Origin of the sequence: Kibdelosporangium persicum (assembly GCF_013280595.1) — a bacterium.
GTDB lineage: Bacteria > Actinomycetota > Actinomycetes > Mycobacteriales > Pseudonocardiaceae > Kibdelosporangium > Kibdelosporangium persicum.
This window is the reverse complement of the sequence record NZ_JAAATY010000023.1, coordinates 22,847-36,999: the sequence shown is the minus strand read 5'-3', so window position 1 is coordinate 36,999 and position 14,153 is coordinate 22,847. Positions and strand designations below refer to the sequence as shown.

General features: G+C 69.9%; 12 protein-coding genes and 1 tRNA gene. 9 read left to right on the top strand and 4 right to left on the bottom strand.

The window, feature by feature from the left end:
- The first annotated feature begins 31 nt into the window (after window positions 1-31).
- Together GC106_RS32350 and GC106_RS32345 are read left to right on the top strand one after the other, a co-directional pair.
- Entirely contained in the window at window positions 32-619 is a 588-nt protein-coding gene (locus GC106_RS32350) for an ArsR/SmtB family transcription factor (RefSeq protein ID WP_173138475.1), read from the top strand.
- A complete protein-coding gene (locus GC106_RS32345) occupies window positions 616-1,857 on the top strand; it encodes an MFS transporter (protein WP_173138473.1) in 1,242 nt (413 codons plus the stop codon). Before GC106_RS32350 ends, GC106_RS32345 begins: the two co-directional genes overlap by 4 nt.
- On the opposite strand, the gene GC106_RS32340 is transcribed toward GC106_RS32345, so the two are convergent.
- On the bottom strand, window positions 1,745-2,515 hold the full coding sequence (locus GC106_RS32340) for an SDR family NAD(P)-dependent oxidoreductase (protein ID WP_217281259.1): 771 nt from the start codon (window positions 2,513-2,515) through the stop codon (window positions 1,745-1,747). The genes GC106_RS32345 and GC106_RS32340 overlap by 113 nt on opposite strands.
- 93 nt (window positions 2,516-2,608) lie before the next feature.
- Between GC106_RS32340 and GC106_RS32335 the strand changes: the two genes are divergently transcribed.
- Window positions 2,609-2,980, top strand: a complete 372-nt coding sequence (locus GC106_RS32335) for a winged helix-turn-helix transcriptional regulator (RefSeq protein WP_312873043.1) — start codon at window positions 2,609-2,611, stop codon at window positions 2,978-2,980.
- A gap of 45 nt (window positions 2,981-3,025) precedes the next feature.
- Here GC106_RS32335 and selD read toward each other — a convergent pair whose 3' ends face one another.
- A complete protein-coding gene (gene selD / locus GC106_RS32330; RefSeq protein WP_376777779.1) occupies window positions 3,026-4,021 on the bottom strand; it encodes a selenide, water dikinase SelD in 996 nt (331 codons plus the stop codon).
- Between the two features lie 53 nt (window positions 4,022-4,074).
- On the opposite strand from selD, the gene GC106_RS32325 reads away from it, so the two are divergent.
- From GC106_RS32325 to nrfD, 6 genes are all read left to right on the top strand, one after another.
- Window positions 4,075-4,169 (top strand) — tRNA-Sec (locus GC106_RS32325).
- 15 nt (window positions 4,170-4,184) lie between these two features.
- Window positions 4,185-5,456, top strand: coding sequence for an L-seryl-tRNA(Sec) selenium transferase (gene selA, locus GC106_RS32320; protein ID WP_173138469.1), 1,272 nt, complete (start codon window positions 4,185-4,187; stop codon window positions 5,454-5,456).
- A complete protein-coding gene (locus GC106_RS32315) occupies window positions 5,447-7,144 on the top strand; it encodes a SelB domain-containing protein (RefSeq protein ID WP_173138467.1) in 1,698 nt (565 codons plus the stop codon). Before selA ends, GC106_RS32315 begins: the two co-directional genes overlap by 10 nt.
- A gap of 14 nt (window positions 7,145-7,158) precedes the next feature.
- On the top strand, window positions 7,159-10,347 hold the full coding sequence (gene fdh, locus GC106_RS32310) for a formate dehydrogenase (RefSeq protein WP_173138465.1): 3,189 nt from the start codon (window positions 7,159-7,161) through the stop codon (window positions 10,345-10,347).
- Entirely contained in the window at window positions 10,344-11,102 is a 759-nt protein-coding gene (locus tag GC106_RS32305) for a 4Fe-4S dicluster domain-containing protein (RefSeq protein WP_173138463.1), read from the top strand. The genes fdh and GC106_RS32305 overlap by 4 nt, the downstream gene beginning before the upstream one ends.
- Window positions 11,103-11,137: 35 nt before the next feature.
- The gene (gene nrfD / locus GC106_RS32300; RefSeq protein WP_312873042.1) at window positions 11,138-11,908 is read left to right on the top strand and encodes an NrfD/PsrC family molybdoenzyme membrane anchor subunit; all 771 of its coding nucleotides are present in this window, start codon (window positions 11,138-11,140) and stop codon (window positions 11,906-11,908) included.
- Here nrfD and GC106_RS32295 read toward each other — a convergent pair.
- A complete protein-coding gene (locus GC106_RS32295; RefSeq protein ID WP_173138459.1) occupies window positions 11,900-13,681 on the bottom strand; it encodes a thiamine pyrophosphate-requiring protein in 1,782 nt (593 codons plus the stop codon). The genes nrfD and GC106_RS32295 overlap by 9 nt on opposite strands.
- Window positions 13,681-14,100 carry a CBS domain-containing protein gene (locus GC106_RS32290; protein ID WP_173138457.1) on the bottom strand — a complete coding sequence of 140 codons (420 nt, stop codon included), beginning with the start codon at window positions 14,098-14,100 and terminating at the stop codon, window positions 13,681-13,683. The genes GC106_RS32295 and GC106_RS32290 overlap by 1 nt, the downstream gene beginning before the upstream one ends.
- Window positions 14,101-14,153 lie beyond the last annotated feature (53 nt).

The window sequence follows — 14,153 nt, the reverse complement described above, 5'->3', positions numbered from 1 at the left end:
CTTTCGAAAGAATCCTTTCAAGTGAGGTGTGATGGCCGAACTGCCTCCCCGGATGCGAGTGCGTGACGTCGAGCTGATGCGGGCGTTGGCCCATCCGCTGCGCGCCGAGCTGCTGAACTACCTGATGGCAGTCGGCCCACGCACGGCGAGTGAATGCGCGACGGCAGTGGGATCGACCGCCTCCAACTGCAGCTGGCACCTGCGCCACCTCGCGAGCCTCGGCCTCGTCGAACGTGCTGAGGGTGGCAACGGCCGGGACAAGCCCTGGCGGGCCACCCAAGTCGGGCTCGATCTCGGCGAGTTCGACGGCGACGCCACGACCAGAGCCGCACAGCTGGCGGTGCTGGGCACGACCATCGCGCACGAGCAGTCGCTCACCCAGCGGTTCGTCGAATCCGTCGATGCGCTCGAACGGGACTGGCAGCAGGTCTCGGGCATGAACACGTACACCCTGCGCGTCACGGCGGCCGAGCTGTCCGAGCTGACCGCCGCGATGGACGCGCTGATCAGGCCGTACGTGGCGGCCATCAGAAAGGAGGCGCCCCCGGACGCCCGGCCGGTGCATGCCTCGTGGCGCGCGTTCCCCAGGATCGAGGCCGACCCGAAACCCAGCTCATGACCAGGGCATTCGCTCGGCTGTGGCTCGCGAGCCTGTTCTCCGAGATCGCCGAGTGGATGCTGCAGATCGCGTTGCCCGTCCACATCTACCAGGCGACGGGCTCGGCCGGGTCGACCTCGGTGACCATGGCGGCGGGTGTCCTGCCGATCGTCCTGCTCAGCCCGCTGGCGGGGTTCGTGGCCGACCGATGGGACCGGCGCCGGACGTTATGGCTGGTCTGTCTCGGGCAGGCGGTCAGCGTGGTGCCGCTGCTGCTGCCTGGGCCGCCGATCTGGTTGGTCTTCACCGTGATGGTGGCCCAGTCCTCCGCCGCGACCCTGTTCGAACCCGCGCGGACCGCGTTGCTGCCGCAACTGGTCGACCGGGACCGGATCGTCGCCGCGAACGGGCTGACGGGATTCAACGCCAGCGCCGCACGACTGGTCGGCAGTTCCCTCGGCGGGATAGTGCTGGCGACCGGTGGTCTGTCCGCGGTGCTTCTCGTCTACCTGGCCGCGATGGCGATCGCGGCGGCGTTCCTGGTGCGGCGGTTCGACGTGGTGAACGGGCAGGCCGTGGCGCGGGAGCCGATCGTGCGGGCGTGGCTGGACGGGCTCAGGGAGTTCTGGCGTGCCCGGCGATTGCGGTTGGTCGGGCTGATGCTGGTCGTGTCCTCCTTCGCACAGGGCATGTTCCTGGTTCTGTTCGTGCTGTTCGTGACCGGCCCGCTGGCCCACGGCGAGGCGGCGGTCGGGCTGTTGCGGGGCGTCCAGGCGATCGGCGGGCTGGTGGCGGGCCTGGTGATCGCGTCCGTGGCCCGGCGGATGGCGCCGGAGAGCATGTGCGCGTTCGGCGGGATCGGCATCGGTCTGCTGCTGTTCGCGGTCTGGAACATGCCCGCGCTGACCACCGGCCTGACGGTCTACTTCGTCCTGTTCGGCGTCGCGGGCGCGCCGAGTGTCTTCGTCATGTCCGGCACGTTCACGATTCTGCAGACCGTCGGCGGGCCGGAACGGTCCGGCCGGATCGTGGCCACCTCGATCGCGCTGATGGCCGCGTGCCAGGTGGTCGGCATGCTGGTGGCGGGCCCGCTGGCCGACGCGTGGAGCCTGACCGCGCTGCTCGACCTGCAGGCCGCCGCCATGGTCACGTCAGGCCTGACAGCGCTGGTAAGCCGCTGGTACGCGCGGCGAGACGAGCGGCGTCGTCAGGCGACAACGTCCGCAACGACAACGGAACAGGCTTTTCTCGATCTCTAGCCGTCAACGGCTCCGCGGGCGGCTTCGAGATCCAGTCGACGACGGGCTGGACGGACTGGGCGACCGGCCGGCCGAAGAACCGGGCGAGCAGCTTGATCACCGGGTTGTCACTGCCGCTGCGGGTGAATCCCGGGTGGTAGAGCACGTACCGGGTACGGCGCTGTGCCGCGGCGAACGACACCCCCAGCAGGTCGTTCGCCCGCCCGGCCTGCAACTGCGCCCGGACCACGCTGTACTTGCGTTCCAGGTGCAGGTCGTCCCAGTGGATCCGGCCCGCCTTGGTGCCCACCCCGGCCACGTTGATGATCACCGGCGCCGGGCTGGCCTCCAACTGGGGCGTGAGCAGCTCGCCGAGCAGGTAGCGGCTCAGGTAGTACAGCGCGAACGTGTACTCCAGTCCTTCGGCGGTCTCGACGCGCTTGGGCTGGATCCGGTTGGCGAACAGGGCAAGGGCGTCGACCGGTCCGTCGATCTCGCCCGCGACGCGCACAACCTCCGGCACCGAGGAGAGATCGGCTTGCAGAAACCTGGCGCCCTCCACGGTTTTGGCGGGATCACTGCCGATCACGATGACACGGTCGCCGCGCGCGATCCGCGCAAGTGCCGTCGCACGGCCCATACCGTTCGTCCCGCCACTGATCACCACGGTCTTGCGCACGCTCTCTCCTAAGCTGGGGAATGTGCGCCCATCGTGGGTGACGGGGTGAGACAAGCGAAAGAAGGCAGTTCCATGTCCGGTACGAACACCCATGTGCCTGCTGTACTGGCGCATGAGCTGCCGAACCCGGTGCCGCGGGACGAACTCGCCGCCTGCCCGGTGAACGATCTGTTCCGGCGGATCGGCGACAAGTGGAGCATGCTGCTGGTGATCATGCTGGGCAAGCGGCGCTACCGGTACAACGAGCTGCACCGGTCGATCGAGGGCATCAGCCAGCGCATGCTGACGCGCACGTTGCGCGATCTGGAAAACGACGGACTCGTACGGCGCGAGGTGTTCCCGACCGTCCCGCCGAGCGTCGAGTACAGCCTCACGCCGCTGGGCGAAAGCCTGCTCGAGCCGTTGTCGGCGCTCGCCGAATGGGCGGTGCGCAACAGTCCTGTGACGGCGGCGCCACGGCCTTGATCCGGTCGGGGTGAACGGCGACGGACGACTGTGGCGAGCGGGAACTCAGCGCACGACCACCGTGTGCTCGCCCGCAGGGATCAGCTCGCCGATCACCGTCGCTCCGGGAATGGCCCCGGCCAGCAGCAATCCGCCCGACGTCTGGGCGTCGGCGAGCAGCAGGGCCTCGAATTCGTCCACTATGGACAGATCGGTGTGCGGCCGGACCCAGTCGAGGTTGCGGCGCGTGCCGCCGCTGAGGTACCCGTCGCGCAGTGCCTCACGAGCGCCGTCGAGATACGGCACAGCCGACGAATCGATCACGGCGGTGACTCCGCTGGCGCGGGCGAGTTTGTACGCGTGCCCCAGCAAGCCGAATCCCGTGACGTCCGTGGCCGCTGTGATCCCGTGGGCCAAGGCCGCCTCCGAGGCGTCCCGGTTGAGGGTGGTCATCGCCTCGACGGCCTGAGGGAAGACCTCGCCGGTCGCCTTGTGCCGGGAATTGAGCACGCCGATGCCCAACGGCTTGGTCAACGACAGTGGCACTCCCGGCACTCCGGCGTCGTTGCGCAGCAGCCGGGACGGGTCGGCGATCCCGCTGACCGACATGCCGTACTTGGGTTCCGGGTCGTCCACGCTGTGTCCACCGGCGACCGGGCACCCGGCCTTGGCCGCCACGTCCAGTCCGCCGCGCAGCACCTCGCGGGCCACTTCCAGCGGCAGGACGTCCCGGGGCCAGCACAGCAGATTCAGCGCGACCACCGGGCGGCCGCCCATCGCGTACACGTCCGAAAGCGCGTTCGCGGCGGCGATCCGGCCCCAGTCGTACGGATCGTCCACCACCGGGGTGAAGAAGTCGGTCGTCGCGATCAGGGCAACTCCCCCGTCGATCCGCACGGCCGCGGCGTCGTCGCCGGTCTCCAGCCCGACCAGGAGGTCCCGATGATCCCCGGAGGAGTGCAGTCCCGCGACGATCCGCTCCAGCTCACCCGGCGGGATCTTGCACGCGCACCCGCCGCCGTGCGCGTACTGCGTCAACCTCTGGGTCAACCTCTGGGGCATGCGTTCATCCTGCCGAGCGCGGCCCGGGTTGGCAGGATGAACGCATGCCCCAGGGAGGCGTATCCGGTCTGGTGACCGGCCCGGTCTTCAAAACCGTCGAGCGGCAGGACCTGTCGCTGGCGGGTTCGATTCCCGTCCGCCTCCGCCACCCTGGACGTGCCCGGTGACCGACCCCCGGCGGGACATCCCCGCGACCGACGCCGCGCTGGCCGACCCCCGCCTGGCCAAGGCGATCGACCTGCTCGGCCGACCGCTGGTGAAGAAGTGCGTGCTGGCCGCCCAGCACAAGGCCCGCACCGGCGAGATCAAGCCCGAAAGCGTCATCGACGAGGCGATCGCCGCCCTGCCGATGAGCGCGACCAGCATGCAGCCGGTGATCAACGCGACCGGCGTGCTCGTGCACACCAATCTGGGCCGGGCGCCGCTCTCCCAGGCGGCGAGGGACGCGTTGCTGATGGCCGCCGGGACCGCGGACGTCGAGTTCGACCTGGAGACCGGCAAACGGGCCACACGCGGCCGAGGGGCGTTGGCCGCGTTGCGGGAGGCCGTCGCGGACGCGGGCGGCGTGCACATCGTGAACAACAACGCCGCCGCGCTGCTGCTCACGGCGATGGCCCTGGCGCCGGGCAAGGAAATCGTGATCAGCCGGGGCGAACTGGTCGAGATCGGCGACGGGTTCCGGATTCCCGGCCTGCTGGCGTCCACCGGTGCCCGGCTGCGGGAGGTCGGCACGACGAACCGGACCCACCTGCGCGACTACCAGGACGCGATCAACGACCAGACGGGCTTCGTGCTCAAGGTGCACCCGTCGAACTTCGTGGTCAGCGGCTTCACCTCGGACGTGCCCGTGCGCGCGCTCGCGGGCCTTGGCGTGCCGCTGGTCGTGGACATCGGCTCGGGCCTGCTGCGCCCGCATCCGCTCATGCCGGACGAACCGGACGCCACCACCGTGCTGCGGAACAAGGCGAACCTGGTCACGGCCAGCGGCGACAAACTGCTCGGCGGTCCCCAGGCAGGACTGCTCCTGGGCGACCACGACCTGATCGAGCAGCTGCGACGGCATCCGGCCGCCCGGGCACTTCGAGTGGACAAGCTGACGCTGGCCGCCCTTGAGGCGACGCTGCAAGGCCCACCGCCGCCCGTGGTGTCCGCTTTGGACACTGAAGTGGACATCCGGCGGGCGCGGGAGATCCAGCGCAGGATTCCCGGAGCGCGGATCGTGGAGTCGGCAGCCGCGGTGGGTGGCGGCGGTGCCCCCGGAGTCCGGCTGCCCAGCCTGGCGATCAGCCTGCCGGCGGAGTTGGCGGTCCGGCTGCGCCGGTCGCGGCTGCCGGTGGCCGGCCGGGTGGAACACGGCCGGTGCCTGCTCGACCTGCGCACGGTCCGGCCCGACCAGGACGAGGCGCTCGTCGCGGCGGTGCTGGCGTGCATGTGATCGCGACGGCCGGGCACGTCGATCACGGCAAGTCCACGCTGGTCCGCAGGCTCACCGGGATGGAGCCGGACCGCTGGGCCGAGGAGCGCAGGCGTGGCCTGACCATCGGCCTCGGCTTCGCGTGGACGACGATCGGCGGCACCGAGTTCGCGTTCGTCGACGTGCCCGGGCACGAGCGGTTCGTCGGCACGATGATGGCCGGCGTCGGTCCCGTGCCCGCCGTGATGTTCGTGGTCGCCGCCGACGGCGGCTGGATGCCGCAGTCGGCCGAGCACCTCGCGGTCCTGGACGCCTTGCGGGTGCGGCACGGGCTGCTGGTGATCACCCGGGCCGACCTGGCCGATCCCCGGCCCGCCCTGCGTCAGGCCCGGGAGCACATCCGGCGGACCAGTCTCGGCGACATCCCGTCCGTGATCGTCAGCCCGGACCGGGACCTCGGCGAACTGAAGGAGCGGCTGACCGGCCTGGACCTGCCGCACCCCGACCCCGCGGCGGACGTCCGGCTGTGGGTCGACCGGAGTTTCACCATCGACGGCGCGGGCACCGTGGTCACCGGGACGCTCGCGGCCGGGACCATCTCGGTCGGCGACGAGCTCGTTCTGGGATCGCGGACGGTGCACGTGAAAGGTCTTCACTCGCTGGGCAGACAGGTGCCGTCGGCAAGCGGGGTCGCCCGGGTCGCGGTCAACCTCAGGGGCCTGGACCGCTCCGCGATCCGCCGAGGTGACGCGCTGTTGACCCCCTCCGTGTGGGCCAGGACCGCGTTGGCCGACGTCCGGCTCACGTCGTCGGAACTGCCGGGCAGCCTCGTGCTGCACATCGGTTCCGCCGCGGTGCCCGTGCACGTCCGTCCACTCGGGACGCATGCGGCCCGCCTGCGGCTCAGCGTTCCCCTGCCGTTGCGCATCGGGGATCGTGTGGTGTTGCGGGACCCCGGCAGGCACGAGATCGCCGCGGGCGCGGACGTGCTCGACATCGACCCGCCACCGTTGCACCGGCGGGGTGACGCCCGCCGCCGCGGCGCCGATCTCGGTTCCGCCGCCGACCTGACCATGTTCCACCTGACCCAGAAGGGATTTCTGCGTCCGGAACACCTGCGGGTGCTCGGATTGCCCGAACCGGACCTGCCGACCGCGGGTGGCTGGTACATCGCCGCCGACCGGACCGCGGCCGTGAAGTCCGCGGTGGACGGCTGGGACCCGCTGCGGCCCATGCCGGTGGAAGCGCTCCGGCAGCGGCTCGGCCTGCCGGACGTCGCTCTCGCCGCCGCCTTCGCCGAGCGTGCCGGATTCACGGTCCACGAAGGACACGTCGACACCGGCGACCGGCTGCCCGCCCGGGTCCGGCGGGCGGTCGACCAGGTCGTGGCGCACCTGCGGGAAACCCCGTTCCGCCCGCCGGACGCGGACCGGCTGCGGGACCTCGGCCTCGGCCGCAGGGAGATCGCCGCCGCCGTCCGGACCGGGGCGCTGATCAGGCTGGCCGGGAACGTGGTGCTGCTGCCGGACGCGCCCGGCCGGGCGGCGAAGATCCTCACCGGTGTCCCGTTCACGCCCGCCTCGGCCGGGCAAGCGCTCGACAGCACCCGCCGGGTGGTCATCCCGTTGCTCGAACGGCTCGACGCACTGGGCGTGACCGAGCACCGCCCGGACGGCACGCGCGTGATCTGCGAGACGTCTGACCAGTAGGTACCGTAAGGGCAATGGGCGTGCGCCAGTGGTTGCGGAGCTGGCCGGTGATCCGTCAGATCACCGGTGACGACCCGTCGGGCCGAGGGAACGCCGTCCGTTCGGCGGCCACCGAGCGGACGGCGCCCCGGACCGCCCACGCCGACTCCGTCACCCGCTCGATCTGTCCCTACTGCGCGGTCGGCTGCGGCCAGCGGGTGTTCGTCCAGGACGGCCGGGTCACGCAGATCGAAGGCGACCCCGACTCCCCCATCTCGCGCGGCAGGCTGTGCCCGAAGGGCTCAGCGAGCAAGCAGTTGGTCACCAGCCCGTCGAGAGTCACCAAGGTCCTCTACCGCAGGCCGTACGGCACCGACTGGGAGGAACTGGACCTCGGCCAGGCGATGGACATGATCGCCGAGCGGGTGCTGGCCACCCGTGCGGCGACGTGGCAGCAGCGGGACGAGGACGGCCTGACGCTGCGCCGGACCCTGGGCTTCGCCAGCCTGGGCGGCGCGACGCTGGACAACGAAGAGAACTACCTGATGAAGAAGCTCTACACCGCGCTGGGGGCGGTGCAGATCGAGAACCAGGCCCGGATTTGACACTCCGCCACGGTTCCCGGTCTGGGGACCTCCTTCGGCCGTGGCGGCGCCACGACGTTCCAGCAGGACCTGGCGAACGCGGACTGCGTCGTCATCCAGGGGTCGAACATGGCCGAGTGCCACCCGGTCGGCTTCCAGTGGGTGATGGCGGCCAAGGCCCGCGGCGCCAAGATCATCCACATCGACCCGCGGTTCACCCGGACCAGCGCGGTGTCCGACCTGTTCGTGCCGATCCGCGCGGGCAGTGACATCGCGTTCCTCGGCGGGCTGGTCAACTACGTCCTGCGGCACGGCAAGGAGTTCCGTGAGTACGTGGTCGCGTACACCAACGCGGCCGCGCTGATCAACGAGGACTTCCGGGACACCGAGGACCTCGACGGCCTGTTCTCCGGGTACGACCCGGAGGGACACGTCTACGACCACACGTCCTGGGCGTACCAGGGCGCCGAGGCGCAGGCGCTGGCAGGTGACCCGGAGGACCGGACCGGTGGCCGGCGGCATCAGGAGGCGGCCCAGGCCGAGAAGCGCGGCAGCGGCGGGGCGCCGGTCAGCGCGAAACCGGACGTCGACCTGACGCTGGAGCATCCGCGCTGTGTGTTCCAGATCCTCAAGCGGCACTACGCCCGCTACACGCCCGAGATGGTCGAGGAAATCTGCGGCGTCCCGGCCCCCAAGTTCCTCGAGGTCGCCGAGGCGATCACGGCCAACTCGGGCCGGGACCGGACGACCGCGTTGTGCTACGCCGTCGGCTGGACGCAGCACACCGTCGGCGTGCAGTACATCCGGACCGCGTCGATCCTGCAGACCTTGCTGGGCAACATCGGCCGCCCCGGCGGCGGCATCCTCGCGTTGCGCGGGCACGCCAGCATCCAGGGCTCGACCGACATCCCGACGCTGTTCAACATCCTGCCCGGCTACATCCCGATGCCGCACGCGCGCCAGCACCTCGACCTGGCGTCCTTCGTCGCCAGGGACGCGGGCCGGACCGGGTTCTGGGGCAACATGGACGCCTACACCGTCAGCCTGTTGAAGGCATGGTGGGGTGAGCACGCGACGGCTGAGAACGACTTCTGCTTCGACTACCTGCCCCGGCTGACCGGCGACCACGGCACGTACGACACGGTGCTGAGGCAGATCAACGGCGAGTGCAAGGGCTACTTCCTGGTCGGCGAGAACCCGGCGGTCGGGTCGGCCAACGGCAAGCTGCAACGCCTCGGCCTGGCCAACCTCGACTGGCTGGTGGTCCGGGACCTGCAGATGATCGAGAGCGCCACGTTCTGGCGCGACGGGCCGGAGATCGAGACCGGGGAGCTGCGCACCGAGGAGATCGGCACCGAGGTGTTCTTCCTCCCGGCGGCCGCGCACACCGAGAAGGACGGCAGCTTCACCAACACCCAGCGCCTGTTGCAGTGGCACCACAAGGCGGTCGAACCGCCCGGGGACGCCCGCAGCGACCTGTGGTTCTACTACCACCTGGGCAAGCTGGTCCGGCACAAGGTCCGTGCCAGCCCGGACCCGCGTGACCTGCCGTTGCAGCACCTGACCTGGAGTTACGCCGAAGAAGGGCCGTTGGGCGAACCGTCTGCGGACTCGGTGCTCGCCGAGATCAACGGCAACGGCCCGGACGGGCCCCTGTCGGCGTACACCGAGCTGCGTACCGACGGCTCGACGACCTGCGGCTGCTGGATCTACTGCGGAGTGCGGGCCGGCGGCGTGAACCAGGCCGCCCGGCGCAAGCCGGGACAGGAGCAGACCTGGGTGGCGCCGGAATGGGGCTGGGCGTGGCCCGCCAACCGCCGGATCATCTACAACCGGGCTTCCGCCGATCCGGCGGGCAGACCGTGGAGCGAACGCAAGAAGTACATCTGGTGGGACGCGTCCGAGGGCAGGTGGGCCGGTGCGGACGTGCCCGACTTCGAACCCACCAAACCGCCGGACTTCACCCCTGAGCCGGGCGCCAAGGCGCAGCACGCGTTGGCCGGTGACGACCCGTTCATCATGCAGACCGACGGCAAGGCGTGGCTGTTCGCCCCGGCCGGTCTCGCCGACGGGCCACTGCCCACGCACTACGAACCGCTGGAGTCGCCGTACTCCAACCCGTTGTACAGCCAGCAGGTCAACCCGGCCATGCAGCGGTACGAGCACCCGGCGAACCCGTACAACGGATCGGCCTTCCCTTACGTGGTCACGACTTACCGGCTGACCGAACACCACACCGCGGGCGGGATGAGCCGGACTCTGCCGTATCTGTCGGAACTCCAGCCGGAGTTCTTCTGCGAGGTCTCCCCGGAGCTGGCCACCGAGCGGGGCCTGGAGCACCTCGGCTGGGCCACGATCATCACGTCCAGAACCGCGATCGAGGCCCGTGTCCTGGTCACGCGGCGGATGAAACCGTTGCGGATGGGCGGGCAGGTGGTCCACCAGGTCGGCCTGCCGTACCACTGGGGCCCGAACGGACTGTCCATGGGCGACGCCGCCAACGACATCCTCGGCGTCGCCGCCGACCCGAACGTGCACATCCAGGAGTCCAAGGCCGCCACCTGCGACATCCGGCCGGGCAGACGGCCACGCGGGCAGGCCATGCTCGACCTGGTCGAGGAGTACCGGAGGCGGGGATGAGCGAACGCATGGGGTTCTTCACCGACACGTCGGTGTGCATCGGCTGCAAGGCCTGCGAAGTGGCCTGCAAGACGTGGAACGACGTTCCGGCGGACGGCATGGACCTGCTCGGCATGTCCTACGACAACACCGGTTCGCTCAACGCCAACACGTGGCGGCATGTCGCGTTCATCGAGCAGACCGTCGAGGACGACACGCGTTGGCTGATGTCCAGCGATGTGTGCAAGCACTGCACGGAGGCCGGATGCCTGGACGTGTGCCCGACGGGTGCGTTGTTCCGTACGGAGTTCGACACGGTCGTGGTGCAGGCGGACGTGTGCAACGGTTGTGGGTACTGCGTTCCGGCTTGTCCGTTCGGGGTGATCGACCGGCGCGAGGACGACGGCCGCGCGTGGAAGTGCACGTTGTGCTACGACCGGATCAGGGACGGGTTGACGCCGGCGTGTGCCACGGCTTGTCCCACCGAGTCGATCCAATACGGCCCGCTGGACGAGCTCCGCGAACGGGCCGACAAGCGCCTGGAGGAGCTGCATGCCAAGGGCGAGAAGGACGCCCGGCTGTACGGGCGTTCACCGGACGACGGCGTCGGCGGCGCCGGGGCGTTCTTCCTGCTGCTCGACGAACCCGAGATCTATGGGCTGCCGGAGAACCCGGTGGTGACGACGAGGGATCTGCCCGCGATGTGGAAACGGGCCGGGGTGGCGGCTGTCGCCGTGGTGGCCGGGGTGGCGGCGTCGTTCCTGGGGAAGCGCTGATGGGTTACTACGGCAGGCCTATCGTCAAGGAGCCCGTGTGGAAGGTTCCTGACGTCCCCGCGTATCTCTTCCTCGGCGGGATGGCCGGTGCGTCCGCCTCGATGGCCGTGGCCGCCCAGGTTTCCGGGCATTCCGAGCTTGTCGGGCCCGCCCGGATCACCGCCGCCGTGGGGTCCCTGGCCAGCGTGGGCGCGCTCGTGCACGACCTCGGCCGTCCCGCGCGGTTTCTGAACATGCTGCGGGTGTTCAAGGTGACGTCACCGTTGTCCGTGGGCTCCTGGATCCTCGCGCCGTTCTCCGGCCTGACCGCCTTGAGCGCCGCCACTTCGGTCACCGGACGCTTCGGCGGGATCGGCACGCTGGCCGGGATGGCGGCAGGCATCCTCGGACCCGCGATGTGCACGTACACCTCGGTTCTGCTCGCCGACACCGCGGTTCCCGCCTGGCACCAGGCCTATCCCGAGTTGCCGTTCGTGTTCGCGGGCAGCGCCATGGCCAGTGCCGCGGGGGCGTCCTTGCTCAGCCGCCCTTCCGGTCCGGCCGTCCGGCTGGGCCTGCTCGGCGGCGGGCTCGAACTGGCCTCGGAAGCCGTGCTGGAACGGCGGGTGGAGACATACCGGTCCAGCGGACTGCTCACCGCCGCGAAGGCGCTCACAGTCGCCGGAGCCGGTCTGTCCCTCCTGCCTCGCCACCGGGTGGCGTCGGTGCTGGCCGGTGCCAGCTACCTGGCGGCCGGTGTCTGCACCCGGTTCGGCATCTACCGCGCCGGACCAGCATCCCTTCGGCAGGAGCAGTCACTACGGTAGGAGCTCGGCGAGTTTCGTCTTGATGCCCTCGTAGGCCATCCTGGCGCCCTTCGGGTCGCCCTTCAGGATCGCCTCGGTCACCGACTTCAGCTGCTCGGCCGTGGCATGCGGCGGGATCGGCGGGATCTCCGCGTCACATCGCACGTCCAGCACCGTGGGCCGGTCCGCGCCCAACGCCTGGTCCCACGCCGGGCCGAGGTCGTCCGGAGTGTCCACATTGAGCGCGAGCAGGCCCAGCGAAGCCGCGAAGGCCGCGTAGTTGACGTCCGGCAGCGTCTGGGACTCCTCGAACTTGGGCGCACCGCCCATCGCCCGCAGTTCCCACGTCACCTGGTTGAGGTCGTTGTTGTGGAACACGCAGACCACGCACCGGCGGTCGGGCCACAGGTCCTGGTACCGGGCGATGGTGATCAGCTCGGCGAGGCCGTTCATCTGCATGGCGCCGTCGCCGACCAGCGCGACCACCGGCCGGTCGGGATGCGCGAACTTCGCACCGATCGCGTACGGCACACCAGCGCCCATGGTGGCCAAAGTGCCGGACAACGAGCCACGCATCCGGCCGCGCATCCTCAGGTTCCGCGCGTACCAGTTCGTCGACGACCCGGAGTCGGCGGTGACGATCAGGTTGTCCGGCGCCCGCAGCGACAGTTCGTGCACGATCCGCATCGGGTTGATCGGATCCGCGGTGACCATGGCCTGGTGCTCCATGGTCCGCCACCACGCGACGACGTCCTTCTCGATCTTGTCCCGCCACGACCGGTCGTCCTTGCGCCGCAGTAAAGGCAGCAACGCCCGGAGGGTGGCGTGCGAGTCACCGACAAGGTTGACCTCCGTCGGGTACCGCATGCCGATCCGCGTACCGTCCACATCGATCTGCACGGCCCTGGCTTTGCCGTACTCCGGCAGGAACTGGCTGTACGGGAAGTTCGAGCCGATGATCAGCAACGTGTCGCAGTCGCGCATCAGCTCGTAACTCGGCCTGGTGCCCAGCAGCCCGATCGACCCGGTCACGTACGGCAGGTCGTCGGCGAGCACGTCCTTGCCCAGCAAGGCCTTCGCGACACCGGCACCGGTCAGCTCGGCGACCTGCCGGACCTCGGCGGTCGCGTGCCGGGCACCCTGCCCGATCAGGATCGCGACCTTCTGCCCGGCGTTGAGCACCTCAGCCGCCCGCTCGATCTCCCCCGGCGGCGGCGTGAGCACCGGCGAGGCCAGGCCGGGCCTGCTGGACGGCACGTACTTGAACTCGTGCTTCGGCGGCTGGTAGGCCTCTTCCTGCACGTCGTTCGGGATGATCACCGCGGTGGGGGCACTGCGCGCGATCGCCGTGCGGAAGGCACGGTCGAGGGCGTTCGGCAGTTGCTCGGCCACCGTGACCTCGACCGAGTACTCACTGGCCACGTCCTTCACCAGCGCCTGCAGGTCGACTTCCTGCTGGTAGCTGCCGCCCCGCGCGGTGCGGGCGGTCTGGCCGACGATCGCGACCACCGGAACGTGGTCCAGCTTCGCGTCGTACAGGCCGTTCAGCAGATGGACGGCACCGGGGCCCGACGTCGCCAGGCAGACTCCGGGACTGTCGCTGAACTTGGCGTACCCGACCGCCTGGAACGCGGACATCTCCTCGTGCCGGGACTGGACGAACCGTGGCCGGTTCCCCGCCTTGCCGAACGCGGCCACGATTCCGTTGATGCCGTCCCCCGGGTACCCGAAGACCTGGTCCACGTGCCAGTCCCGGAGACGTTGCAGTATGTAGTCGCCAACGGTCTCGGCCATCACCTGTCCACCGAAAGCGCCTCGACCAGGTCACCCACCTGGGGTTCCGGCAGCGCCCTGGCGACGTCCGCCGTGGCGATGATGCCGACCAGGTCGTGCCCGTCGATCACCGGCAGCCTGCGCACCTTGTGCTGGGCCATGGTCTTCATGATCTCCGTGGCCTCGTCGTCCGCGCCGATCGTGACGGCCTCGCCCTGGGCGAGCTCGCCCGCGGTGACCGACCGCGGGTCCTTGCCCTCGGCCAGCACCTTCACCACGATGTCACGGTCGGTGATCATCCCTTTGAGACGGTTGTCCTCACCACAGATCGGCAGCGCGCCAACGCCCTTGTCAGCCATCAGCTGCGCCGCCTCACGAATCGTCTGGCTCGACCGGACACAGGCCGGGTCAGGCGTCATGATCTCGCGTGCGCGCGTCATCGCGTCTCCTTTCGTCGCTGTTTCCGGATACCCGGCAGCGGGAAGCCCACACC